The 25,564-nt window shown below is 38.2% G+C and carries 31 protein-coding genes; 4 read left to right on the forward strand and 27 right to left on the reverse strand.

The annotated features are described in order from the left end of the window. Positions 1-6: 6 nt before the first annotated feature. The 7 genes from araD to ulaG all read right to left on the reverse strand — a co-directional run bounded on the left by araD (position 7) and on the right by ulaG (position 5,744). On the reverse strand, positions 7-714 hold the full coding sequence (gene araD, locus RWN13_RS11715; protein ID WP_314063779.1) for an L-ribulose-5-phosphate 4-epimerase AraD: 708 nt from the start codon (positions 712-714) through the stop codon (positions 7-9). Beyond that, positions 707-1,564, reverse strand: a complete 858-nt coding sequence (locus RWN13_RS11720; protein ID WP_314063651.1) for an L-ribulose-5-phosphate 3-epimerase — start codon at positions 1,562-1,564, stop codon at positions 707-709. The genes araD and RWN13_RS11720 overlap by 8 nt, the downstream gene beginning before the upstream one ends. Positions 1,565-1,569: 5 nt before the next feature. After that, positions 1,570-2,259: a 3-keto-L-gulonate-6-phosphate decarboxylase UlaD gene (locus tag RWN13_RS11725; RefSeq protein WP_399553658.1), complete on the reverse strand. Its 690-nt coding sequence runs from the start codon at positions 2,257-2,259 to the stop codon at positions 1,570-1,572. Positions 2,260-2,270: 11 nt separating this feature from the next. After that, positions 2,271-2,570, reverse strand: coding sequence for a PTS sugar transporter subunit IIB (locus tag RWN13_RS11730; RefSeq protein WP_314063654.1), 300 nt, complete (start codon positions 2,568-2,570; stop codon positions 2,271-2,273). A gap of 36 nt (positions 2,571-2,606) precedes the next feature. Beyond that, positions 2,607-4,079 carry a PTS ascorbate transporter subunit IIC gene (locus RWN13_RS11735; RefSeq protein WP_314063656.1) on the reverse strand — a complete coding sequence of 491 codons (1,473 nt, stop codon included), beginning with the start codon at positions 4,077-4,079 and terminating at the stop codon, positions 2,607-2,609. Between the two features lie 34 nt (positions 4,080-4,113). Then, positions 4,114-4,587 carry a PTS sugar transporter subunit IIA gene (locus tag RWN13_RS11740; protein WP_314063657.1) on the reverse strand — a complete coding sequence of 158 codons (474 nt, stop codon included), beginning with the start codon at positions 4,585-4,587 and terminating at the stop codon, positions 4,114-4,116. 92 nt (positions 4,588-4,679) lie between these two features. Then, positions 4,680-5,744, reverse strand: a complete 1,065-nt coding sequence (gene ulaG / locus RWN13_RS11745) for an L-ascorbate 6-phosphate lactonase (protein ID WP_314063660.1) — start codon at positions 5,742-5,744, stop codon at positions 4,680-4,682. Between the two features lie 323 nt (positions 5,745-6,067). On the opposite strand from ulaG, the gene RWN13_RS11750 reads away from it, so the two are divergent. Further along, the gene (locus RWN13_RS11750) at positions 6,068-6,880 is read left to right on the forward strand and encodes a hypothetical protein (RefSeq protein WP_314063663.1); all 813 of its coding nucleotides are present in this window, start codon (positions 6,068-6,070) and stop codon (positions 6,878-6,880) included. Further along, positions 6,864-7,634: a DeoR/GlpR family DNA-binding transcription regulator gene (locus RWN13_RS11755; protein WP_314063665.1), complete on the forward strand. Its 771-nt coding sequence runs from the start codon at positions 6,864-6,866 to the stop codon at positions 7,632-7,634. The genes RWN13_RS11750 and RWN13_RS11755 overlap by 17 nt, the downstream gene beginning before the upstream one ends. A 39-nt stretch (positions 7,635-7,673) precedes the next feature. Here the strand turns inward: RWN13_RS11755 and RWN13_RS11760 are convergent, their stop codons facing one another. From RWN13_RS11760 to RWN13_RS11775, 4 genes are all read right to left on the reverse strand, one after another. After that, positions 7,674-8,450 carry an HAD family hydrolase gene (locus tag RWN13_RS11760; RefSeq protein WP_314063666.1) on the reverse strand — a complete coding sequence of 259 codons (777 nt, stop codon included), beginning with the start codon at positions 8,448-8,450 and terminating at the stop codon, positions 7,674-7,676. Positions 8,451-8,550: 100 nt separating this feature from the next. Beyond that, a complete protein-coding gene (locus RWN13_RS11765) occupies positions 8,551-9,192 on the reverse strand; it encodes a DNA alkylation repair protein (RefSeq protein ID WP_314063667.1) in 642 nt (213 codons plus the stop codon). An 18-nt stretch (positions 9,193-9,210) separates the two neighbouring features. Further along, positions 9,211-9,915, reverse strand: a complete 705-nt coding sequence (locus tag RWN13_RS11770) for an LrgB family protein (protein ID WP_314063669.1) — start codon at positions 9,913-9,915, stop codon at positions 9,211-9,213. Continuing rightward, entirely contained in the window at positions 9,893-10,300 is a 408-nt protein-coding gene (locus tag RWN13_RS11775; RefSeq protein WP_314063672.1) for a CidA/LrgA family protein, read from the reverse strand. The genes RWN13_RS11770 and RWN13_RS11775 overlap by 23 nt, the downstream gene beginning before the upstream one ends. Positions 10,301-10,644: 344 nt before the next feature. Here RWN13_RS11775 and rpsD point away from each other — a divergent pair, with 344 nt between their 5' ends. After that, positions 10,645-11,256: a 30S ribosomal protein S4 gene (gene rpsD, locus RWN13_RS11780; protein ID WP_314063674.1), complete on the forward strand. Its 612-nt coding sequence runs from the start codon at positions 10,645-10,647 to the stop codon at positions 11,254-11,256. Positions 11,257-11,698: 442 nt separating this feature from the next. On the opposite strand, the gene comGG is transcribed toward rpsD, so the two are convergent. The 16 genes from comGG to RWN13_RS11860 all read right to left on the reverse strand — a co-directional run bounded on the left by comGG (position 11,699) and on the right by RWN13_RS11860 (position 23,574). Next, positions 11,699-12,067 carry a competence type IV pilus minor pilin ComGG gene (gene comGG / locus RWN13_RS11785; protein ID WP_314063677.1) on the reverse strand — a complete coding sequence of 123 codons (369 nt, stop codon included), beginning with the start codon at positions 12,065-12,067 and terminating at the stop codon, positions 11,699-11,701. Next, a complete protein-coding gene (locus RWN13_RS11790) occupies positions 12,021-12,431 on the reverse strand; it encodes a ComGF family competence protein (RefSeq protein ID WP_314063679.1) in 411 nt (136 codons plus the stop codon). The genes comGG and RWN13_RS11790 overlap by 47 nt, the downstream gene beginning before the upstream one ends. A gap of 28 nt (positions 12,432-12,459) precedes the next feature. After that, entirely contained in the window at positions 12,460-12,801 is a 342-nt protein-coding gene (locus RWN13_RS11795; RefSeq protein ID WP_314063683.1) for a hypothetical protein, read from the reverse strand. Next, positions 12,782-13,240, reverse strand: a complete 459-nt coding sequence (gene comGD, locus RWN13_RS11800; protein WP_314063685.1) for a competence type IV pilus minor pilin ComGD — start codon at positions 13,238-13,240, stop codon at positions 12,782-12,784. The genes RWN13_RS11795 and comGD overlap by 20 nt, the downstream gene beginning before the upstream one ends. Next, positions 13,221-13,532, reverse strand: a complete 312-nt coding sequence (gene comGC / locus RWN13_RS11805; RefSeq protein ID WP_314063783.1) for a competence type IV pilus major pilin ComGC — start codon at positions 13,530-13,532, stop codon at positions 13,221-13,223. Before comGC ends, comGD begins: the two co-directional genes overlap by 20 nt. Continuing rightward, positions 13,526-14,575 carry a competence type IV pilus assembly protein ComGB gene (gene comGB / locus RWN13_RS11810; protein WP_314063786.1) on the reverse strand — a complete coding sequence of 350 codons (1,050 nt, stop codon included), beginning with the start codon at positions 14,573-14,575 and terminating at the stop codon, positions 13,526-13,528. The genes comGC and comGB overlap by 7 nt, the downstream gene beginning before the upstream one ends. After that, a complete protein-coding gene (gene comGA, locus RWN13_RS11815) occupies positions 14,541-15,548 on the reverse strand; it encodes a competence type IV pilus ATPase ComGA (RefSeq protein ID WP_314063687.1) in 1,008 nt (335 codons plus the stop codon). Before comGA ends, comGB begins: the two co-directional genes overlap by 35 nt. Positions 15,549-15,663: 115 nt before the next feature. Beyond that, on the reverse strand, positions 15,664-16,011 hold the full coding sequence (locus tag RWN13_RS11820; RefSeq protein WP_314063689.1) for a DUF6176 family protein: 348 nt from the start codon (positions 16,009-16,011) through the stop codon (positions 15,664-15,666). A 2-nt stretch (positions 16,012-16,013) separates the two neighbouring features. After that, a complete protein-coding gene (locus tag RWN13_RS11825) occupies positions 16,014-16,739 on the reverse strand; it encodes a YebC/PmpR family DNA-binding transcriptional regulator (protein WP_314063691.1) in 726 nt (241 codons plus the stop codon). Between the two features lie 258 nt (positions 16,740-16,997). Continuing rightward, positions 16,998-19,457 carry an FtsX-like permease family protein gene (locus RWN13_RS11830; RefSeq protein WP_314063695.1) on the reverse strand — a complete coding sequence of 820 codons (2,460 nt, stop codon included), beginning with the start codon at positions 19,455-19,457 and terminating at the stop codon, positions 16,998-17,000. Positions 19,458-19,468: 11 nt separating this feature from the next. Further along, on the reverse strand, positions 19,469-20,134 hold the full coding sequence (locus RWN13_RS11835) for an ABC transporter ATP-binding protein (RefSeq protein ID WP_314063698.1): 666 nt from the start codon (positions 20,132-20,134) through the stop codon (positions 19,469-19,471). 111 nt (positions 20,135-20,245) lie between these two features. Further along, positions 20,246-21,229, reverse strand: coding sequence for a HAMP domain-containing sensor histidine kinase (locus tag RWN13_RS11840; RefSeq protein ID WP_314063700.1), 984 nt, complete (start codon positions 21,227-21,229; stop codon positions 20,246-20,248). After that, the gene (locus RWN13_RS11845; protein WP_314063701.1) at positions 21,226-21,909 is read right to left on the reverse strand and encodes a response regulator transcription factor; all 684 of its coding nucleotides are present in this window, start codon (positions 21,907-21,909) and stop codon (positions 21,226-21,228) included. Before RWN13_RS11845 ends, RWN13_RS11840 begins: the two co-directional genes overlap by 4 nt. A gap of 18 nt (positions 21,910-21,927) precedes the next feature. After that, on the reverse strand, positions 21,928-22,290 hold the full coding sequence (locus tag RWN13_RS11850; RefSeq protein WP_314063788.1) for an SPASM domain-containing protein: 363 nt from the start codon (positions 22,288-22,290) through the stop codon (positions 21,928-21,930). Continuing rightward, positions 22,221-22,757, reverse strand: coding sequence for a radical SAM protein (locus RWN13_RS11855; protein WP_314063703.1), 537 nt, complete (start codon positions 22,755-22,757; stop codon positions 22,221-22,223). Before RWN13_RS11855 ends, RWN13_RS11850 begins: the two co-directional genes overlap by 70 nt. 304 nt (positions 22,758-23,061) lie before the next feature. Further along, positions 23,062-23,574, reverse strand: coding sequence for a VanZ family protein (locus tag RWN13_RS11860; protein ID WP_314063705.1), 513 nt, complete (start codon positions 23,572-23,574; stop codon positions 23,062-23,064). A gap of 130 nt (positions 23,575-23,704) precedes the next feature. On the opposite strand from RWN13_RS11860, the gene RWN13_RS11865 reads away from it, so the two are divergent. Beyond that, complete coding sequence (locus RWN13_RS11865; protein WP_314063708.1) at positions 23,705-25,507, forward strand: M3 family oligoendopeptidase; 1,803 nt, start codon at positions 23,705-23,707, stop codon at positions 25,505-25,507. The last annotated feature ends 57 nt before the right edge of the window (positions 25,508-25,564 follow it).

The following is a 25,564-nucleotide window of genomic DNA, read 5'->3' on the forward strand; positions in this document are numbered from 1 at the left end:
CTATTCTCATTGCCCATAATAAGCCTGTTCACCATGTTTTCTCAAATAATGTTTATCAAGCAACCCATCTGAAATAGTTCCGGAGGCTGGCCTGACTATTTCTGTTCCCATCGCCATTTCAGCCACTTCCTCTAAGATAATCCCATGCTCCACGGCTTCTGCTACTGATTTCCCCCATACAAATGGCCCGTGTCCATTCACAATCACCCCTGGCACAGCCAGTGGATCAATCTGTCTCACTCTAAAAGTCTCCACAATCACGTGACCCGTCTCTATTTCATATTCACCCACAATCTCTGCCTCTGTTAAAGGACGTGTACAAGGAATTTCCCCATAAAACGTATCGGCATGGGTCGTGCCATAAGGGGGAATATCCCGAGCCCCTTGAGCCCACATAACCGCATGTTTAGAATGGGTATGAACCACTCCCTGAATCTCTTGAAAATCACGATATAAAATAACGTGAGTCCCTAAGTCAGAGGAAGGTTTAAGACTACCTTCCAACACCTTGCCACTTAAATCCGTGACCACCATCTGCTCTGGTTTCATCTGATTGTAAGCAACACCACTAGGCTTAATAACAATCAATTGCAACTCTCGATTGACTTCACTCGCATTCCCCCAAGTTAACTTAACTAAGCCCTCTTGAGGTAATACTAAATTAGCCTGATAAACCCGTTCTTGCATTTCCCTGATGATCTTTGCTTTAGACATCATAACCGACCTCCCTTAGCAAGGGCAATAAAAACCCTTGGGCCTCTTTAATCGCCAGCTCAGGTTGGCCTGACGTTTCACTCCACATTTCTATGAGAAAGGGCCCTGTATAGCCCAGGCGCTTTAAGGTTTGTAAACAGCCCTTAAAGTCAACACAGCCCTCGCCAAAAGGCACCTCTTTAAACTTCCCTGGAAACTCTCCCCTCACTGCCAAGGTATCCTTTAAATGGACGTTGGAAATACTGTTAATTCCTTTTTCCAGCTCCAAACCAATGTCATTTTCTGGCCAAGCAGATAAGTTTCCCAAATCCGGATAGACTTGCAACCAAGGTGATGGCACTTGTTCCTTAATTTCTAAAAATTTGCTGATGGAGTTAATAAAGGGATCATCCATAACCTCAATAGCTAAGGTAATGCCCTTAGCTGCCGCAAGCCCCACCGCCGCTTTCAAGTTTTCAATAAAAAGATGACGGGAACTCACTGTTTTTTCTTCATAATAAACATCGTATCCAGCCAGCTGAATGGTTCGAATACCTAAATCTGCGGCCAAATCAATGGCTTTAGCCATCAGCTCCATCGCTTTTTCACGCTTTAAGGGATCCCTTGAACCTAAAGGATAGCGCCGATGACCACTTAAACAAAGCGACATAATTTTAACCCCAGTTTGATGAATCCCTTGAACAACTGCCAGACGTTCTGCTGGCGTCCAGTCCAAGCGCGCCAGTCGTTCATCTGTTTCATCAATGGACATTTCAACAAAATCAAACCCTAAGGATTGGGCTAATTCCAACCGCTTTAGCCATGTTATGTTTTTTGGCAAAGCTTTTTCATATATTCCAATTGTCGTCATTGATGTCACTCCCAAATTCGTTTAATCTCCTCTTGAAAAGCCCTTGCTGCTAAAGCAAGATCTTTTGCCTCTGTAATCCCTCTGCCCGCAATAAAGGTAAAAACCTCAAGATCCGAGAACAGTTTTAGCGTTTCAATGGTTAGTCCTCCCGTCACCGACACTCTAAAGCCCATCTCGATGAGCCTCTTAACTTTTTCCAAATCTTTTTCTCCCCAACTCTCGCCAGCGAACAAGGCATCTCTACTTTGATGATAAATCACTTGGCTAATGCCAACTTCTAGCCATGTCTGAGCTTGCTCAAATGTCCAGTCACCATAAAGTTCCACTTGAACTTCTTTGACCTCTTTAGCCGCAGCAATCATCGTCGGCAGTGTGGCACAACAGATAACCGTCATCCAGTCCGCCCCAGCTCGCCGACAGTTGCCTGCCACAGTTCCACCAGCGTCAGCACATTTAGTATCTGCGATCACTCGTTTATCCGGAAATAAAGCTCGCATACTCTGAATGGCCACTTCTCCCGCCTGCAAACAAAGAATGGTCCCTACTTCTATAATATCAACTTCAGCGCCTACCTTGACCACATCTGCTATGGCACTTGGTAAATCTGAATGGTCCAAAGCAACTTGTAAATTAGGTCTACTCACCTGATAATCCCTCTTTTCCAGAAAGGAATGACGTCTTTGTCCAGCAGCCATTCCTCCCACCTTTATTTAAATTTCTCTGCTAAATCAGTTTCATTCACACGCTCGACTACTTCTTTAGCAGACATGACGTTTTTTACGCCAACGATGGTCACCCCTTTTTTCTTGGCATTATCAAACATGCTCAAAAAATTCATCGGGGTAAAAACCACATCATACTGAGTCGCCGTACTTTTCCCTTCGGAAATCGCACAATGGTGGATATTGGTAATATGAAAACCTAATTCCTTCAAGGCCTTTTCAACACTCTTCTTCATCATTAAACTCGTTCCTGACCCATTGGCACACGCTACTAATACTCGCATTTTAATCTTCCTTCCTGTTTCTTTTTAAACAACTGCTTATCCTTTATTCATGACTGCTTCATACTCTTCATAATCCTCTGTTATTAAGAAATACGTCTCTGGTCGTCTACGATACTGAATTTGTGGGATTGCCAATAAGCCAATCACCACCACGCCGATACCAACAAACCCTAAATATTTCATCAAGACCGTCATCAATGGCCAGACAGTCGCCCAGTCAAACATGCCTAAATAACCGCCGTACTGAGACAAACCGATAAATGTTGCGATTAAAGCAGATCCTGCCACTTGGATAATGCCTGAAATGAAAGGGAAGATACAAGCCGCCTTAAAGCCTCCCTTATTATTTGAATAAACAGCAATCGCTGCATTATCAAAGAACAACGGAATAAAGCCTGCAATTACAATGGTCGGCGATTTCAGTAAAATCAATAAGCCGATTGTGATGAATTGACCCAAGGCCCCAAAAAGAAAACCAATGGTTACCGCATTCGGTGAGCCAAAGCCAAAGGAAGCCGCTACATCAATACCTGGAACAGCTCCTGGTAGCAAGGTATTGGAAATCCCTTGAAAGGATTCCGTTAATTCCGCCACAAATGTCCGAACCCCTAATTGTAAGATAGCCAGGTAAACAGCAAAATTAAGTGACGTCAATAAAATGTAGAAGAAAAAACTTTGTTCTGGCAACATAAATTCAGCCGAAACCAAGTAAGGTTTACCTAAAACCAATAGGATAATACCGAAGAAAAATAACATCAGTATAGACGTCGCAACCATGTTTTCATTAAAAATCGATAAAAATCCCGGTAACTCCATGTCTTCAAGCTTTTTATTTTTCTTGGTTTGTTTCATCTTTTCAGATAGTTTAGAAAAAATCGCTATCCCGAACATCTGCTGGTGAGCAATAGCAAACCCAGCCCCCTCTGTCAGCTCTTGAGTGATATCCACCGTCAAATTAGAACCAACTGCCCAATATACCCCTAAAATCAAGCCCATAATCAATAAAACAGGGATTCGGCCTAAATCGGGAAAACAAAACAATAAAATCCAAAAGGCCGTGGCCGCTTGCTGCACTTGCACATTCCCCGTAGTAAATACGGCCCTAAGTTTTGTATACTTCTTAAAACGAACAAGTAAAATATTCATGACAAAGGCTATCAGTAATAACAACATCGTATCACTGAATGTTTTACCAAAGGTTTCTTCGATGCCAACCGTCACGGCATTTTGACCAAAATAAGGATCAATCACCATGGCATCTAAATTAAACCGTTCCTTTAACCCAACTAATATCGGTCTAAAATTATTGACCAACCCCCCAGACCCGACAGATAAAATCAAATAACCAACAGTCGCTTTAAGAAAGCCGGCGACGCTTTCATATAAAGGTTTCTTTAGTAAGATATAGCCCAGTAATACGATAAAACCTATTAAAAATGCCGGCTGCGTCAAGATATTTGCTGCAAAATAACTCCAAATAGATAATAGAAAATTTAGTACTGCCTCCATCTTCTTCCTCCTTTAAAAATTCAAGACTACCATCCTAATCCAGATGGCCTTCCCCGCTAAACTGCCTCATCACTTCTTGAAACTCATCTAAATTATCAGTGGCTTCTAAGGCGCCAATTAGCCCCTCGGTCATTAACATTTCAGATAAATTCGAAATATTTTGAATGTGCTCCTCAGGATTTTTGGCTGCTAATGTAAAGAAAAGGCTTGCATTTTTTTCAGCATCCTGATCATTAAAAACCACAGGCTCTTTCATCTTCGTAAAGGAGATTGCCGTACCAAAAACCCCCTGACTTTGTTCTGATGAATGTGGCATGGCAACCCCAGGAACAATCACAATATAAGGCCCAAACTCTTCCACGCTGCTGATCACCTCATCCACATAAACCTGATCAATCACCTGCTGCTCTAATAATAACTGGCAACTTTCTTTAATAGCTTCCCGCCAGTCAGCAGGCTGCTCCTCACAATACCGAATCAGTTGATTATCAAAAAAATAATGTAACATTCCCCTGCTCCTTTCATAAACGATTCCAAACGCAACTTTCTTTAATCACCTATCCTGTCTTAGCTAGCCCCCTTTCCCCTGAGTTACCTAGCTTATAAAAATGATGTAAAAGGCACATCATTATCAATGGCAAAAACATCCGAAAAGCCACGATAGAAATTGAATTCCAACTTATCTTTATCTGTCGGGTAAGTGTACTTGCCTCCCACTTGCCAAATAAATGGCTTAAACTCATAATTTAAACGATCCTTTTTCGCGTTCCACAACAAGGTGATTTCTTTTGGGTCAGCCATAAAGTTGGACCAAATGTCGTAATGAACAGGAATCACAACCTTCGCCTTAAGGGATTCTGCCATTCTCAACATATCAACTGACGTCACCTTATCGGTAATTCCCCGAGGATTTTCACCGTAAGCACCTAAACAAACATCCACCTTATAACGATTACCATGTTCGGCAAATTTATTGGAATAATGGGAATCCCCTGCATGATAAATATTTCCTCCTGAGGTTTCAAACAAATAATTCACCGCAATTTCATCCATGTCTTGGGGTAGTTTACCTGCCAGAACCTGATGCTCATCGGGGCAGGTAATCAAAGCAGTCCGATCAAAGGCCTCTAAGGCCACTAGTTTGATTGACTTAATCGTCACTTGATCACCAGGATGCACCACGATCATTTTCTCTTTTGGAATGCCCCAGGCAAGCCATGTATTTACCACTTCTTGAGGCCCAATGAATAATGCCTCGGGACAGTTCTGATGAACAGCTGCCGCCGTGTTAATATCTAAATGATCCGAATGAATATGAGTGACTACCAAGGCATCTACATCCTTGATTGCAAAAGGATCAATCACAAAGGGTTGGGTCCGCAAATTCGGCTGCATCTGCTGAACACCACTCATTCGCATCATCTGGTGGCCTTTTTTCATTTTGCCATCACCGTGGCTCCGTTTACCCGTCCCACACCATAAATCACATAAAATATTCGTCCCTTCATGCGACTTTAGCCAAATGCCTGTACAACCTAACCACCACATGGAAACTGTTCCTTGGCTTACTACCTCCTGTTCGATTTCTTCATTTAGCCATGTCCCCCATTCTGGAAAAGTATTTAATATCCAATTCTCTCTTGTGACCTGCTCAACTTGACTCACTTAGCATTCCTCCTAATCTCTAACATGAAAACTCTATTCCTTTAATCATTCAGTAACTTAAACATTACCTGAGTCGCTCCCTTTGATGAACCTGTTCTGTGGGCACAACCTGTTTATTTTAGATTTGGTTCGACTACTGCCACTCAACTAGGCGCATCTTAGGAGAACGAGATGACTATACTTCTATTCTAAACGGATTGTTAGCGAATACAATCAGTTTTTATGACTGTTTCCCCACTTTTAACGATCATTCGATCATATCTCTGTTTTTTTTATAGTCATTAATCCGCTTCCATGATATATTATGATCGAGGTGAAGAGAAATGAACAAATTATCACGTATTTTATTTAAACACAGCTCTTCCATAAGAAAATGGAGCAATTGGACGCTGTATATTATTTTTAGTGCCTATATCCTCTATTTGGTTTTTACCACTCCCCAGCCATTAAAGATTGTTTATGGGATGATTGGACTAGTGGTCTTAAGCATCATCCTGCTTTTTGAATGGTTGAAGTCACTTTATGACAGGATGATTCTCGCTTTAACCTTTGACTGCAATCAAGAGAAGGCCCGCCAGCTAAGAGATCAACTAATCAAATTTGACTACTTTCACGGATTCGCCCCTTCTTTGAAATTATTCGACACGTTGCTTCTATTAGATCAAGGGGCTTTCCAAGAATGCCTCTCCCATCTGGACAAGCATCACCGCTTTTTCCATGGAACGAAAGATTATTTGTTAATCAACTACCACACCCAGATGCAGTGCGCTTATTACTTAAATAATCGTGAATTGTTTGACGACTCCCTCAAAAAACTGTCTCAGTTAAAGTACAGTCTGCAAACTAAAAAAGACCTCTCCCCTCTTTATTCCTGGGAAGAGATAGACGGCCTACATTTTTTGAGAGACAAGCGTTATTCCCAAGCATTAAAAAAACTTGAGGGAGTGGATACAACCAACTTTAATCCACGTGAGACCACTTATTTATTATTTGAGAAAGCCCAAGTTAATCACGCTCTAAACAAATCATCTGAGGCCCACCGTTTACTGAAAGACGTCATCGCACAAGGAAACCAGCTACATTTGGTTGAATTAGCTAAAAGAAAGGAGTGGATAACATTTGAAGAACACCAATGAACTAATTCAAAAACGTAAAAACAAGATTTTATCTTTGCTACAAGAATTTAATTCTCTATCTGTATTTGACCTGTCCGAACGATTAGGTATCTCAGAAATTACAGTCAGAAGAGATCTAGCCACCCTAGATCGAATGGGCTTAGTCCGCCGCTTTCACGGAGGGGCAGAAAAAGTCGACAACATTGACGACTATACCGAAGAAAACCGCCAACTGGACTGCATCAAATTACAGCTAGCTAAAAAAGCCGCCTCCTTTATTAAAGAAAACGACACCATTTTTATTAATACTAGCTCGACTGCCCTATTGAGCTTAAGCTATACCGAGGACAAACGGTTAACTGTTATTACCAACAACGTTAAAGTCGCCAATTTGGATCATAATCCTCATTCGACCATTATTCTGTCTGGTGGTGAAATTCGTTTCCCCAAAGAAGCGCTTGTCGGGGACATCGCCATCGATTCCTTTTCAAAAATGAAGGCGGACATCTGTATCATTGGCTGTTCAGGTATAACTGCTGAAGACGGCATTACCACTCCCATATTCCATGAAGCAAAAATAAATAAACTGATCATCGACCGGACACATGGACTAAAAATTGTCGTGGCTGACTATCGGAAAATCGGCAAAACCGTTAATTTTCTCAGTGGTCGCCTAGAAGAAATCGATTATCTGATTACGGATTCTTTCGCCAACACAGCCATGATAGAAAAAATTGAACAAAAGGGCGTCAACGTCATTCAAATTCCTATCTAAAAATGCACCAGACTTCCTGTCACAGAGAGTCTGGTGCGTTTAAATTAACTTCAATTCTTTGGCAGCGTGCCAAATACCATGGTTATCGTGACTTTTTGTCACAAAATCAGCGTAGCCTTTCACGTAATCCGTAGCATTATCCATGACAACCCCCACACCTGCCAATTGAACCATTTCAATGTCATTTTCACCATCACCAAAGACAATGATATCCGCTGCAGCAAACCCTTGTTCAACAGCGATTGCCTCTAATGTTACCGCCTTGGAACTATTACTCGGTACTGCATCCATGGCATCATCGCCCCAGCGCGTAAAGCGAATCTGTTCAAATTGCCCACTAAACAACTGCTCTTCCTGTCGATTACAAAAAAGAATGGCTTGATAAATGGCCTCTTCCCCATCAATATCAAACTCATAAGAAGGCTGTTCACTGTTAAAAGCCTTTTGCATTTCCGCATTCCGTTCATGAATGAAAGGCCCCTGCTGCTTAACTTGATCGATCGTCTGGTACAATAAATCAATTCGTTTGTCGTTTGCCATGGCCACCAGCTTCTTTAACTCACCTTTATTTAAGGGGTTACTAAAAACTTGCTGATGATTCAGAAAGGCATACCCACCATTACACAATAAATAATTGCTGACACCAACTTGCTCAATGACCGCTTTTGCCGTTGCCAAGCTGCGACCAGTGGCAATCGTGACTAAATGACCAGCTGCTTTGAGCTTGTCGATTACTTCCAAAGAACTTTCCAAAACCTCATGCTGTGAATTTAGCAAGGTCCCGTCAATATCAAAGGCAATTAATTTTCTCTCCAATAATCCTGCCTCCTTAACTAAATAGCTCACTACCAACCATGAAACAATCAGCCAAGACGCTGATTGTTTCACTTTTACTTATGATAATGCAGATATCTACTTATTTTAAATGTTTCGTCGCTTCTCGAACCGCCAAGGGACTTAACTGATAGTCCTCTAAAAACTGACGAACCCACTGTGGATCTGTTTTACTGTATTGTCGCAATGACCAACCAATAGCCTTCTGAATAAAAAATTCATCAGTCTCCTGATCTTTTAAAATCGCTTTTGTCAATAAGACTAGATCTGTTTCATCCTTTTGCATCAATTGTAAATTAATCGCCACTCGCCGCATCCAAAAATCATCACTGCTATGGAAATGATGGTACATCTCCTGAAGTTCATCGGGAAAATACTTAATCCGCAACCCGAAAAACTTGCGCCAAGCATCTACACTATCCCACCACGCTTTTTGCGAAACGTATTCAGCTAATGCCACCGTCTGACTTTTACTAAACCGTTTGACATTAGCAATCGCTAAATCAATGGCCAAGTATTGGTATTCCCGTTCTCTCAGATTATAATAAGCCCCAATCAGCTCCATAAGCTCCTCGGTGGGCATCTGCTTACTCGCTTTAAGCACATCCTGGCAAATTGCCTGCCGTTGTGGCGCCTTAAGCCCTAAAAAAACAAACCGATTTTTCATGTAAGCTGCCATAGGCCGTTGATTGTCAAGATTAACTGGTAAACTGATTAATTCCATCGGAAATCGCTCCTTCCATTATAGTAGGCCGCTAAACAGTTGCATCACCAAAGGCGCCACGAAAACCGTCACTAAACCGGTCACGCCAATAGCCAGACCCGACATAGCACCTTCTACTTTGCCCAATTCCATGGCTTTTGAAGTTCCGATAGCATGGGCAGAGGTACCTAAAGCAATCCCCTTGGCAACAGGCTCTTCTACTTTGCTCCATTTTAACACAGTTGGGCCAAACATCGCCCCTATAATTCCCGTAATAATCACCACAATAATCGTAACCGTTGTAATCCCCCCCATTTTAGCAGAAATCTCAATGGCGATAGCCGTTGTGACGGATTTAGGTAAAATAGAGGCCATCAGCTCCTTATTATAGTGAAACAATACCGCTAAACAAGCCGTTGTAACAGTACTGATCAGTGAACCGGCAATAATCCCCGCCAAAATTGAACGGGCGTGATGCTTCAATAAATGAAAGGATTGATATAAGGGAATCGCTAGTGCCACCGTAGCTGGGGCAATTAACATATTCAGCATTCCGCCACCAATATAATAATCCTCATAGGTAATACCTGTCAGCTTTAAAAAAAGAATGACCACTATGATCGAGATAATCAAAGGATTTAAGATCGGTAATTTAAAGCGAGCCGCCAAACGACGGGCCCCTAAAAAAACCATGATAGACAGCATTAAGCCAAATAAAGGATTACTCGTCAATTCGTGTAACATGTCCCTCTTCCTCCTCTTCATCTAATTCAACTAAATCACCTTCAAATCTGCATTTAACAGCTTGAACAATCCGCCCAACCACGACCATCGTCAACAGTGTGACAACTAGCGTGGCAATTAGCAAGGTCCACCAAGTCTCGCGAATCACTGGGAAAAAGACCATAATGCCCACCCCAGCCGGTAAAAATAAAATACTCAAATTATCCAATAAAAAGACGCCGACAGTCTCAACATCATTCACTTTGACCACCTTAAAATACAAGGCAGCGAATAGCAGCAACATCCCAATAACACTGCCTGGTATTGGTAACTTAAATAACTTGGAAACAATCTCACCTGCATAAGTAAAACTAATGATTAATAAAAACTGTTTAAATAACTTCATTTTAACGTTTCCTCCAAACTCTACCCATCCATTATATAGCAGATTTCACTTAATAAAAATGAAAATTTCATTTTTTTTCATATTTATTACAACCATCACATGATCGGGCCATTTATCAAAGAAAAACCATAATTCACTTGACCTAAGACAGGATTGTGAGGTATACTAATCTTTGTGTAAAATAAGCAGCTAGAAGATAAGTAACTCGTCAACAGTTTAACGCCCAATTGGGTTCAATTGCGTAACCACGGCTGCAAGGGGTGAAGATTGAAGGTTGAACTGAACGAATACTAAGTTTTCAGAAATTATTTTACTCCAAAAAAACATTATTGGAGGAATTTTAAATGTCACGTTATACTGGACCAAGTTGGAAAATTTCACGTCGCCTAGGTATTTCATTATCAGGTACGGGTAAAGAATTAGCACGTCGTCCTTATGCACCAGGTCAACATGGACCTAACAGCCGCGGAAAGAAATCTGAATACGGCTTGCAAATGACTGAAAAACAAAAATTACGTAACATGTACGGCATGAACGAACGTCAATTCGTTAACACATTTATCAAAGCTGGTAAAATCAGAGAAGGTAAACATGGTGTTAACTTCATGATCTTATTAGAACAACGCTTAGATAACGTTGTTTACCAATTAGGATTAGCGACTACTCGTCGTCAGTCTCGTCAATTAGTAAACCACGGTCACATCTTAGTAGATGGCAAACGCGTAGATATCCCTTCTTACCAAGTTGAGGTAGGTCAAGTGATTTCTGTTCGTGAAAAATCTAAAAACCTAGTTATCGTTAAAGGTGCTATCGAGTCTGCTTTAGGCCGTCCTGGATACATCACTTTCGATGAAGAGAAATTAGAAGGTGGCTTAAGCCGCTTACCTGAACGTGAAGAGTTAACTCAAGAAGTTGATGAAGCTTACATCGTTGAGTTCTACAACAAAAAACTTTAAGATCCTTAAAAGACTCCAAAGCTTGTTTATCAAGCATTGGAGTCTTTTTTTGACTATATATTAATCACCATGCTTCGCTCCGATCTCACCACATTCTAAAGGCTCTTCACCCTTCACTCCCTTGTCACTAATTGCTGCCATTATTCTTACAAATTTATTCGTTAGAGATAAGGGACATCATAGTAACGAACTGAAATTTAAAGGCGATCAACCGTTAAACTTCCAGCTGAAACATGCTGAAAGTACCACTCTTTGTTAGTCAATAGGCAGATGGATTAGTGGAACTATCTGTTCACATTATTATACGGGATGCCTCTATTTATAAGTTACCAAGGCTCAAGGTTGGTTAACCATAAGCCGTCTCTCTCATTTCCATCTTATATAGCTACCTCTAGTGTCAATTGCTCGACATACTGACGCCTAAGGGGGAATGCCTGTGCTCTTAATCGTCACTTAAACTAACCTTTTCCTGATACCTTAAACCAGTATTCAAAGCTATCTCCAAGTCAACTTGATCACCCGTCACTTTATAAGTCACCACACCAATATTATAACAATCCTCACCCCAAACAAGCTCTTCACCACTGCCATATCGTTTTTGAAGCTTCGCCAATGTCATATTCTCTAAGGTTTTTCCTTGATACATCTGCTTAGTTTGCTGATAGAGAATCGCTTCATTCCGGTAACTCTTCAACTGCTGGCTAAAAATCAAACTAAAAATTAACAGCAAGGCTAATACTGAGGGGAGTACTCCGCCAACATACTTATTTCTTACGCCATTGTGGAAAAACACCTTGAAATTTTTGGCCATCGGTAAATACCACATCCATTCTAACATCTGCCCCATTAACGCCATAACTTATCTTTTCCACATGATCCAATAATAATTCAATCCCACTATTTTTTCGTTTCCGCAACTGCCCATTGACATGCTCAATGAAGAAAAGGGTAGTCCCCTCTCCCTCCGACACCTCTCTAAACCAAATAGTCTCATCTTCCACTTTAACAAAAGACCAATTGGCAGATGTGTTATCCAGATTGGCGGTAAATAGATGCCACTCCAAAGCAGTAGACACACCTTTTGAGCGATTGATTAGCTTTTGCTCTATTTGTAAAAACCAACTAAAAGAAAGAATGACTAGCCCAAGGGCGACCAAGGAAACAAGACACTCCATCAACGTAAATCCCTCGTATAACCTGCCATCACGTCCCATTCTGTTCCGAAAGCCAGCAAATTTCAAAGCTCTCACCATCCATTTCCAACACCAGCGACTTAATTTGTTCCTCCGTATAACGACCTTTAGCGGAAATCTCCAACCCATTGCTACTTTTATTAACAAATTCAACTCGGCCATGATAGTAAAAACTACTGGCTAATTCATTAAAATAACGATAAACTTCCAATTTATCTCGATGTTCTTGCTTTTTATTTTCCACAAAAACAGTTAAAGGAATTAGCTGCAAGAGGATCACTGTCACAAGGGCTAGAGCTACCATGCTTTCCAATAAAATATACCCTGAATACTTACCTCTCTTTAATAACAAAACGCCCACTTCCAATCTGATAGACATACTCTAAATACTGCTCATGATAAGGTGTCTGAAAACGAAACGTATGATGTTGCTCAACATTTCCTGACTTACCTATAAAACTCAACGATACACTACGCTGAATCGTGACGCCCCTTGGAATACTTAGCGTTTCAATTACAAACCGGCCATCCCCTTTAAAAAAGCCAAATTCAATGGTCGATGCCTCTTTTTCCGTTTGAACTCTGGTTCGCCGTTGAAAAACAATAGCAGATTGCTGAGTTTGAATTAATCGCTGCTCAAATTCTTCAATGAACCCTTGATATTCCAAACGCTCTCGCCACTGACGAATTTGCAGAGTTGGTAAACCAAGAACCAGAGTCACCACCAGCAGAACCAACAAGGATTCCACCAACGTAAAGCCACTGAGCAGCTTATTCCCTAAGAGTTTCATCGGTAAACCCAATTTTCAGCGCTTTTGTTTGTTGCTCTTTCGTCAGGTATTTTTTTTTGACTAAATTATCTAGAGACAGCTGATTCCCAGGAATACTTTCATCTTCATTTTGAGTGTACAATTCAACCTGTGTAACAACAACTTTTCTAAAGGCATCATCACCTTGAGTATTAATCTTGTTACGTTGGCCCGTTAAGTTCGGGACAAACAACAACACCAACACTGCGATAACCAGCAAAACAATCAACATTTCCACCAAAGTAAAGCCGGCGTATTTCTTTTTTTTCATAATACTTCCCCCATTTCATTGTAAATCGGTAATAGTAACGCACCATAAACGGCCACAATTAAAATCGCCACAAAAATAAAAATCAGCGGCTGTAGCCAAGACAATAACGTTTCAACTTTCTGACTTAACTGCTCCCACAACCGATTGCTATAAACGATTAATTCATCTCCTAATTTTCCCTTAGCTTCCCCCTGGCGAATAATCCCTGACAATTCATCCTGAAAAAATGCCCATTGACTAATTTGCAAATGAATGCCATTTCCCTGCTCCAAGTCCAAACTTAAACATCTTGCCACTTCCCCCATTAACTTACTACTATCCTCGCCTTTCATGATGGTCAAAATTTGCTTCATCTCCAACCCTAAATTCAACAGCTTCCCTAATTCTCCTGCAAAAAAAGAAGTGTAATAATACCGAAAAAACAGTCCCACAAGTGGAATTTTCATCAAAAAACGGCTTTGTCTAATCGCTGATTTCCCCTTAAAATAACAGCGGATCACTCCAAACAAGAGCAATCCAGCAATGACGACACCGACCACCCCTATGGGACCATACTCAATCACTAAAAAACCTATATTAGTTGTTGCGTCCTGATCACTATAAGTTCCCAATTGAGGAAGCAGTAACCACTTCATCAACAAAATCACCACGACTAAAAATACCACCAGCATGAGTGGATAGGCTAACACCTTAGCCGCTTGCTTTCGCTGCTTCTCACGGTCGCTTAACTGGCGGCCAATTTGAATCAATGTCCCACTTAAATCACCATGGACCTCTGCCAAGCGTAATTGAGTGACATACGTACTGGAAAAATTTAACGTCTGAAAGCAATGATAAAATAAGGTACCACGAGTCAAACGCCGTTCAATTAACTGAATCGCAGGTCTTTCTTTAGGCACCAATTGCTTCATAAACCGCAAACTCTCTTGTAACGTAAAGCCGTTAACTAATAAATCCCCTAATAATAAAACAAACTCCCGCTTGCGCTGATTAGATAAGTTAAACTTTTTTTTAACACTCTTTCTGGTAGGTTTCCGTTGAAATATAGCCCAAAACCCAAGCTTTTTGTATCGTTTTTTGCCACGATTTTGAGGTCTTTTTCGGTAACTCCCCGTTCTCTGTAAAGACCACATCAAACATCACTCCACTTCCACCACTTTGACAAAACTGAGAACACCCGCCAAGACAGTATGGGCAAACTATCGGTAACAAGCGCTGGTAAATAATCCCTCTTAAACACTGACTTAATTCCTCCTTCGCCACGCCAAGTTCTAATAATCGAGGAACAATGCTTTCCTTATTTAATCCATGAATCGTCGAAAAAATCGTATGACCCGTTAAAGCTCCCCGAATAACAGCTTGGGCAGTTTCACGGTCGCGAATTTCACCAACAATGAGCACATCCGGCCGATGGCGCAGACAGACTTTAACCAGCTTTTCATAACTCAAGTTGATTTTTCGATTTACCTGCAACTGCAAAAAAGCTGAATCTTCAATTTCCACAGGATCTTCAATTGTAATCACTTGTCTATTTTGACTGCCTAATTGTTTGGCCAAACGATACATTGAGGTTGTCTTTCCAGAACCTGTTGGCCCAGAAAACAAATAGAGCCCTGACCGCTTAACGGCTTCTTCAATCACTGGTAACTGCTTTGGAAAAAGGACCAGATAATCTTGCTTCCCGGTAAAATCATGTAATAAGCGAATTACCAAGCTTTCCCGATGTTGAAAATCTCCAACGGTGGAAAAACGTAGTCGCCTCTTCCTGCCCAAAATAATTCGGCTTCCTGCCCCCACTTGAATTCTACGCCTCTCTGCTACATCCATATCTGCCATATACTTAAAAAATAAAATTAATTTCTCCCCTTCTTCCAGCGGTAACTTAGCGTAACGAACCTTCCCTTGATGATATCGAAATGACACATCATAGCCCTTTTTTATGGGAAAAATATAAATATCACTGGCTTGATGTTGTACGCCAAACTTTAACAACTGTTTCCCAAAACTCGAAATATCCATCCGATTCTCCTTCCCTATAATATATTTCGCAAAAAATGGAAATTCTCGTTAAATTCGTAAAAAAAATAAACGATTTTTCTCTATTCAGAAAAATCGTTTAGTTCATTTAGTTCATTTAGTTCATCCATTTTGATAAAGTCTCAGGTATCATCGTGATATTAGTCTGCAACAAAGCTTCACCATATTCCGAATCAATACAGGCTTCCCAGTACATCAGGTGTTGTTTGTCCACAGCAAAATCCGAATCAGCCACCTCAACTGCCCCTTCACCTTGGACGGAAAACCAATAAAGGTAGGTAACGCCTGCCAACTCTTCTTGGAAAATCGCCTCAACATACATCTTCTCTTGAGGCAAAGTCAATAGCACCTCAGAAAGATGATCATTCAAAAAAGCCATCCACTCTTTTACCAGCTCTTCTTTTCCTGATAAAACTCGGTATCGACTTAATTCTGTTTTAGTCATCGCTACATCTCCGCAGAAGTGTAAACTTCTGAGACATCGTCGTCATCCTCTAAAGCATCGATTAATTGCTGAATCTTATCTGCTTTACTTTCATCCACTTCAATTAAAGTTTGAGGCACCATCGTTAACTCGGCTTGGGCTAATTGATACCCTTCAGCTTTTAAGGCATCACGAACACGTTGGAAATCACTTGGATCCGTATAGATCTCAAAAACTTCATCAGAGGTCTCCAAATCTTCCCCACCGGCTTCCAACACGCTCATCATCATCGTATCTTCATCTACAGTCAGGTCTTCCCGATCAATCGCAATATAACCCTTGCGATCAAACATGTAATTGACCGACCCGGTTTCACCTAAGGAACCCCCATTTTTATTAAAGGCCACTCGCACATTAGTTGCTGTTCGATTCCGATTATCCGTTAAGGTATACACCAAGATCGCCACGCCTTCTGGACCATATCCTTCATAAATAACTTCATCGTAATTTTCACCTTCACCAGCGGCACTGGCTTTTTTGATGGCTCGTTGGATATTGTCATTAGGCATATTTGCCGCTTTTGCCTTATCGAGAACCATTCGTAAAGAAGGATTTGAATCAGCGTCAGGTCCACCACTTTTTGCCGCCATGTATAACTCACGTGATAATTTTTGGAAAATTTTGCCACGTTTTGCATCTTGCGCATTTTTTCTCCCTTGAATATTCTTCCACTTAGAATGTCCTGCCATTCTTTACACCCACTTTCAATTAATGTAGGCATTGCCTACTTACCTCTCTATTTTAACAAAGATAGAGTCTAACAGCAAAGGCTTACAGAAATCATGTCACTATTACGAATCAATTCCATTCTATGAGCAATAATTATTAATTATAGCCAACTATTCTTTCCAAATGAGGTCAGAAATCTATCACTATCATCATTTTTTATGGCTGTATTCAAAAAATTCTGATTATCTTTTCGCAATAATCAGAACCTTGTTCATTTTTTAGTTATTACTTCTTAGTCTTGCACTAATGGATTCTTTCTTCTTTCTAAAGGAAAGAATTGGAATAAGAATACCTATTGCACCAACACTCACTATCATCCAAGCAAGAGCCCTCCAGGGGATAGTAAACTGCATATAACTTTCTTCTTTAAAAAGATTAAACAAGAAGTATGATATGGGGACCCCAATAATTAAAGTCAAGCCAATTGAAAGTACGAGATATTCGATACTTTCTACCATCACCATTTTTCTAATTTGTTTTCTGGTCATACCAATACTTTCTAAAATGGAAAATTCCTTATTCCGTTCCACAATTCCCGCTGTTATAACATTTACAAAATTAATCATAGCTATTAAAGCAAATAGAGTAATCAAAGCATTAGATATCATTGAAATTTCTTTAAGACTATTTTTCATTTCATCTCGAATATCTATTTTACTAACGACACCTATTCTATTATCTTTTTTTACTATAGCCTTTATTTGTTCATTTACGTCTCGAGCATTTTCAGACTCAAAATTCAGACGGATTTTTTCATAGATATAGGAGATCCCCATTTGATTCACTGCATCTTCATACAAATAGATATTGGGTGCTATCCCTGCTTTATCCGAAAGGCTTTGATTAGTAACAGCCGCTACTTCAACAGTTAAATTTTTCCCAGATACTTCACCATTCAACACTTTATTAACAAACTCTGATGTTTCATCAATATCTGTATTTAGTATCCCTATCTTTCCCTCATAAAAGTCAGCTTCGTCCACTTTACTAGTTAGCTCTTCTTGAATCTTTTTAAAATCCTCTTTACCAATTCCAACGACAAAGCCATAAAATTGGTTTGGATCTTTTTTTATATTTTCTTCTCCTTCACTTGCTGAAATTCTCATGTACTTTTTATAGTATTTATCCAGATAATTATTATACTTTTTGTGCTCATACTTAATTACCATTGGTGTAAAAGAAATTTTACTAATATTTTTTATTTCAGATTGGGAAAATAATTTCGTCATAATTGGGTCTGAAAAAACCTGCTTTGGCTGTTCATCTTCTCCTGATCCAGTTTGGTTTTCTAAAATAAGATCATCTTCCATATGAGCATTTACAAAATCTTCATCATTTCTGCTATAAATTAAAGTGTTAATCGTTATAAAAGTAGTAAATGCTAAAAATAACGATGTAATAACTAAGAAGGCTCTCCTTTTGTCTCTAAAAATATTCTTATTTGACATTGATAATAAACTAGTCCCTTTTAACCGTTTATGTCCCTGTTTATTTTTTTGAAAGCTCACACCTTTAGCTTCAACTACCGTACGCTTCATCGCTATTTTTATAGGAAAGCTCAATGAAACATATGTTGTAATGGAAACAAATAGACAGGAACAAATTATTGATGCCCCATTAAAACTGATTTTACTCACGCTAAAAAAAGCAATTCCACCAGGGATAATGAAATGATTAAAAGTCATACCTAAAGTTACACCAATTGGTATGCCAATGATTAACAAGAAGAATAATTGCTGCACAAACATTTTTTTGATTTGAGTATAGGTCATGCCAATTGCCCTATACAATCCAAAGACTTTGATATCCTTTACAAGTGAAATGTACATAACATTGAATATGACTAAATACGTTGCCAACAATACTAGTATTACTAATAATATACATCCTATTAAGATAATTAAAGTAGCTTTAGCCAGTTCATTATCGTATAAAAAAACTTGATTACTTGACACATCTAACTTTTTTTTCAACATCTCAACTTTTTCATTTCTGATAAATAACGAACTAAAACTTACATATGCTTTACTTGATTCTTCTGTACTATCATTATACCCACTCTTTTCCAAAAAGGATTTGGACACAAGAACCGATGGTGTACTATTTCCATTTAGTTCAGTCATATCTTTATAAATACCTGATAGAATGAACTCGTTCTCCTCAATACCATTCTTATCAATATACTTCATTGAAATTTTCATACCTAATCTAACATCTTTTATTGCTGCATCTCTAAGTGCAGCACTTGACATCATAATTTCGTTAATTTCTTTCGGATATCTTCCTTCCCACTCAACTAAAGCTGGGATTGTTTGTTTTTGCCAATTAATTGAGTCTTTCCACTTCAAAACAATTTTAACCGTTGTTTTATCATCAATGGAAATACCCGTTCCACAGGCTATTTGTTGCCCAGTAAATTTAACGTTAGACTGATTTCCTAAAATATTAAGTTGTTTTTCTGTTGGAGAGGTGAGAACTGCTTGATAATCCATACCATCTACATTTAATTTTTGTTTTTGAATAGCAGAACTATAATTAGTACTCGCATTTATTAGAATTATCAGTATCATTTGACATAAGATGATTGACGCTAACAGTAGTATATTTCTTTTTAGATTTTTCTTAAAATCTTTTATAGCAAGCTTTCTCATTATCTTTTTGTTTCTAGTCTCAAACATAAGATTACTCCTCACTCTCTTAAACTTCCATCTTCTATTCTAAGAACTCTATCAGCCATTTGAGCAATTGTTTCATCATGAGTAATCATCATAATCGTTTGCTTATATTTTTTCCCAGTCATTTTTAATAAGCCTAGAACATCTTGACTTGTTTTTGAGTCTAAGTTCCCTGTTGGTTCATCTGCTAAAATAATGGCTGGTTTTGTAGCAATAGCACGCGCAATGGCTACTCTCTGTTGCTGCCCTCCAGATAATTGATTCGGATAGAATTCAAGTTTATCCTGGATGCCAATTTGTCTAGTAATTTGATCAACAAATTCGTAATCGATTTTTTTTCCATCCAGTTGAATAGGTAATACAATATTTTCATAAACATTCAACAATGGTAATAAATTGAAATCTTGAAAAATAAAACCGATATTTCTTCTTCTAAAAATAGTTAACTCTTCTTCATTCATATCTTTAAAATTTACATCATCGACAAAAACATCTCCACTTGATGGATAATCTAATCCTCCAATTAAATTTAAAAGAGTTGATTTTCCACTACCTGAGGTGCCTACTATTGATACAAATTCGCTAGATTGAATAGTTAAATTAATGTCTCTCAAAGCATTTACCTTCAACATTCCATTATCATACTTTTTAAATACGTCTACTACTCTTACCGAGTTCATATTTCCCACTCCTATCTAAAACAATTATATAAACTAATTCTTTCGAGCTTATGTTAAAATTCTTTCAAAATTGACATAAAGAGGAATAATAAGTCCCAAAAATCGAACTCATTATTCCTCTTTTGGTAAAAATAATTTAACCTTTGTTCCGTTATCAATTTTAGATTCAACTATCATATACCCTTCTTGTTTTTCCATAATTTCTCTGGCTAAACTTAAACCTATACCAACACCTTGAATATGTTTCACTTTTTGACTTCGATAAAACCGTTGAAAGATGTGTGCCATATCCATTTGATCAATGCCAATCCCAGTATCTGAAACGATAATACAAACAAATAATTCTTGTACTTCTACTTCTACTAGAATACTTCCTTCAACAGTGTATTTTACACTGTTTTCAATGATAGTTGACAAAACTTCTTGCGTCCATTTGAGATCTGCAAAAATTGATGTAGATACATTTTTTAACTGATTATAGATTAAATCTAAATTCTTATTATCACATGCCACTCTATATTGCTCTAAACAAGGTACAATTATATCGTCAATCATGTAAACTTCTTTTCTACATTGTATAATCCCATTTTCTAACCTTGAAAGATGTAGTAAATTCTGTATCAGCCATTGTAATTTCTCAGCCTGATTAGTAATAGTTTGAACGTATTTTTTTTCTTTTACCTCTTTTTCTAATAACAATTCACTATATAAAATAATATTGGCAATCGGGGTTTTAGTTTGATGTGAAATATCTGAAATCAATTTTTCAATCTGTTTTTTTGATTGTTCATTCTCAACACGCTTTAACTCTTCGATTTTTGTATACTTAATCAGTCTATTCTTTAATGAAGAAAATTCAGTTTCTGTTTCTTTTTCTAATTGGCTAAGATTTGGAGTAGACAGTAACTCATGTAAATCTTCTAATAAGTTATAGACACTATTTGAAAAAAAATAGTAAGATACTAATTGAATAGCTATTAAAATAAATAATTCTAAAAAGATAATTGCTTTTGTCATTTCATAGTAGATGCTTATTCCTAGTGCTAAAACGATGCCCACATTCAATAAAATGAGAAACTTTTTTTTCATACTCATTCAAAATTCTCCCACTTATAGCCAATGCCATAAATGCTCTTAATATTTTTTGAACCAGAATCCATTTCCAATTTTTTTCGAAGTCGTTTAATTACAACCGCTAAAGCGTTCTCTTCAACATAATCTCCATCTATTCCCCAGACAAACTCAATTATCTTTTCTTTTTGCACTATTTGCCCTCTATTACTAACTAATACTTTTAATAATTTTTGCTCTGCATTACTTAAAAATACAGCCTGTCCTTTGCAAGTATAATTCATTGTCTCAAAATCAAAACAATAATTTTGATCAATGTAATTTTCATCAGTAATAGGAGCATGGTATCTTTTAATTACCGTTTCCACTCTTGCTCTGAGTACCATTAAATTAAAAGGTTTTATGATATAGTCATCTCCTCCTAATTCTAATCCGCGAATAACATCTATGTCGGTATCATTCGCACTAATAAAAATAACCGGACTATTACTTGAACGAAGTTTGACTATTTTACAAAATTCAATACCATTTCCATCTGGTAAGTTGATATCAAGTAATATCAAATCGAATGTTTGATTAATTTGTTCTTTTGCTTCCCTTAGAGAATATGCTTGAAAAATCTCAGTTGTATCATTTTCTAGGACAAATTTTATTCCTTCATTTAAGTCTATATCATCTTCCACAACAAGAATTTTTCTAATCAACAAATAATCACCTCTTTTTTATGAATTCCAAACTCGTTTCATTAACACTGGTTTAATGAGCCGACAATTATCATCCAGAGCTTCTTTTGTTTTTAAATCATCTATAGAAGCTGGGCAGGTCCAACAAAAAAGTTTCACTTCACACTCAGAATATTTTTCTGAATTCTTAGGATCTATTTTATCTAATGTTAAAGATATTTTTCTACTTCCATTTTCGGTTACATCTGTTAATTTGTCAATTTCAAAAATATTTCCCATTTTAAGTTCACTACGAATACAACTAGGGCAAGGATAAACGTTCCCTTGATAATCTATGAATACTTCCTTTTTCCCTGCAATACAAGAACAAATAGACAAAGGCTTATCCGAGTGCTCAACCATATAATCAGAGGGAATATACGTTTCCAATTCTGTTTTATCCGTAAATAAGAAAGAAGCAAGAAAAAATCGTTTCTAAGCATTGGCTCTCCGCCACTAAGCATAATTCTTTTAGGTTTCCATTCAATTATCTTATTTAACATTTCTTTCATTTGCTCTAAAGACAAATCAGATTCTTCTTTCATATTATTTGACGCATTCATACAGCATTGGGCACAGTGTAAATTACATCGATGGGTTATTTCTATCGATACTGTTTCATTAACAACTCCATACTTCTCGCCTGAACGACTAATTAAATTCATTTTTTTAAGTTTTTCAATTGTATTTTTTACAGATTGAAAACCCTCTACGGATTGAAATAAAGCTGATTCTATATCATCTACTAAATCTGCTTCGAGTAACTGAGTTAGAGTATCAAATGTTTCTTTCGATATCCTTATCCACGGATCATTTACAGTATTAGCCACTAATACATATCCGTTTGCTTTACTAGATACAATTTCTACATGGGTACCTATTTCTTTATCATATATATAATTCCTCCATTTATCATAAGAATATCAAAAAAAGTTGACACAATTCTTTCGGAATACTATCAATATTGACACTTTCGTTATTAACATTTCTTACATGTTCTAAAAAGACTTCAGTCAATCACATCCCATAGAACTCATATTCAAACCTTTTTTTGAAATCAAAAACATCAGATCATAACTAGCCCTTAAACCAGATGATTATCGACACGACAAAAAACAACTAAGAAAAATCTTCCTAGCTGCCTTTTCTCATGCGCTTGAACAAAATCACCATTAAACAAATCATGATGGCTGTCAACGCGCCCATGCTATCCAACATCACATCTTGAAATAAGGGAGTCCTTCCCCCTGTGAGCATTTGATGAAATTCATCTAAACCAGCATAACCAGTGGCGGCTAACCAACTAACTAAAGCCGTAATGCCAATATTTTTAATTCGCGGCTGTAACCCTAAAAACCAAGAACCTCCCAAGATAAAATAGGTGCCAAAGTGAGCGCCTTTCCGGATAAAAAACTCCACAAAACTGAAATAACCACTCTCCTCAATACTGACTGGACTATCAGCATAACTAAAACTAATCTTACTTAGACTTTCTTTAAAGGGTTCATTCTTCAACAATTTCTCTAATAACGACAACTGTGATTGTTGCTCATAAGTTTGAGAAGAACTAATAAAAAGCACGACCATGACCACTATCGCCACGGCAATGTAGACATTGCCATTTTTTACATGTTTATTTTTTGTCATTACGCTCATCTCCTTGTCCCTCTCTAATCCTACAAAAGATTTAGCTAATTAGCAATTGATTTCTGCTAATTAGTGCCTATTATGGCTTTTTTATACTATAATAGAAAGTAATTTGAAAGGAGCGACATTAATGACAAACTATTCACTTAACTGGGACTTGGAGTCTATTTTCCCTGGAGGCAGCAGCTCACCTGAACTACAGGCTCGCTTGGATTTATTAAACGATCAAATTTCTGCTTACGAAACAAATGTAACAGATTGGCAGCCAGAGCTAGATTTTCCCGAATTCAAGCTATTTGCTGAGCTTATTAAAGAATCAGACATCATTGAAAAAGGCTTTTCGGAAACTGGAAGCTTCATTAATGCTATCCAATCAGCAGATGTTCACGATAAAAAGACCAATACTTTATTTGGCAACTTGCACAGCTTAGGCACACTTTTCAGCAATGCTGAATTAATTTTTATCAAAAAATTAACAGCTATTGGTGGCGATCATTGGTCAAAACTTTTACAAACTGATCTGGCACAACAGCCCGGTATTGCCTTTAACTTAGAAGAAGCTCGACGAGACGGCCAAAAACTCCTAAGCGAAGCAGAAGAAAACATCATTAACCACCTCTCCGTCGATGGCTTTAACGCTTGGAGTTCTCATTACGATACCATTGTAGGTTCCATTGAAATTGACTACGCTGGTGAAATCCTATCAGCAGGCCAAGCCTTTAATAAAATGATGGGGGATCCTGATGCCAAGGTTCGGAAAGATCTTTTTGCTATCTGGGAAAAAACATGGGCAGACAAAGCCCCTCTTTTTGCTGACACCTTAAACCACTTAGACGGTTTCCGGATAACCAATAACCACCTTCATGGCATTGAGGATCATCTTGAAAAACCCTTGCAGTATAACCGCATGAAAAAGGAAACCTTAGATGCTATGTGGGGAGCCATTACTGAAAACAAACAATGTTTCACTGACTTCTTAAGACGCAAAGCCCAATTATTTGGTAAGGATAAGATGGAGTGGCAAGATCAAGACGCGCCAATTATCTTAGGAGACTTAACAGAAAAACGTTATTCATTTGACGAAGCAGCTGCCTTTATTATTGAAAACTTTGAGACCTTCAGCCCTAAAATGGCGACCTTTGCCAAAAAAGCTTTTGAAAACAGCTGGATTGAAGCAGAAGATCGCCCTGGTAAACGTCCTGGCGGGTATTGTACAGGTCTTGGTGAAAGTCAAGAATCCCGTATTTTCATGACCTACGGTGAATCGATTAATGAAGTTGCCACACTGGCTCATGAGTTGGGTCACGCCTTCCATTCAGAAGTCATGTGGGACATGCCTTTAATGAGTCAGGATTACGCTATGAATGTAGCGGAAACAGCCAGCACCTTTGCTGAATTAATCGTGGCTGATGCGACTCTAAAAAGTGCGGAAACCACCGAAGAAAAAATTAATTTATTAGACACTAAATTACAAAATGCCACAGCGATGTTTATGAATATCCATTCACGCTTTATTTTTGAAAATAACTTTTACACAGCACGGAAAGACAATGTCTTAACAGACGAAGACATCACACAATTAATGTTGGCTGCTCAGAAAGAATCATACCAAGATTCACTAGCAACTTATCATCCACATTTTTGGGCCAGTAAACTTCATTTCTTTATTGACAGTGTGCCATTTTATAATTTCCCCTATACCTTTGGTTATTTGTTTAGTAACGGCATTTACGCCTTTGCCCAACAAACAGAAGGCGATTTCGAAGACAACTATATCGCGCTACTAAGAGATACGGCTTCGATGACAACAGAAGACTTAGCAATGAAGCACTTAAACGTTGATTTAACACAACCAGACTTTTGGCAAGCTGGCATCGACATTGTGAAAAAAGACATTGCTGAATTTATGACATTAACCGAAGACTATATTTAGACATCTTTAAGAGGCAGTTACCTGCTGCCTCTTTTAAAGGAGGACTTATGTCAATTG

The sequence above is a fragment of the uncultured Vagococcus sp. genome (assembly GCF_963518325.1).
GTDB lineage: Bacteria > Bacillota > Bacilli > Lactobacillales > Vagococcaceae > Vagococcus_D.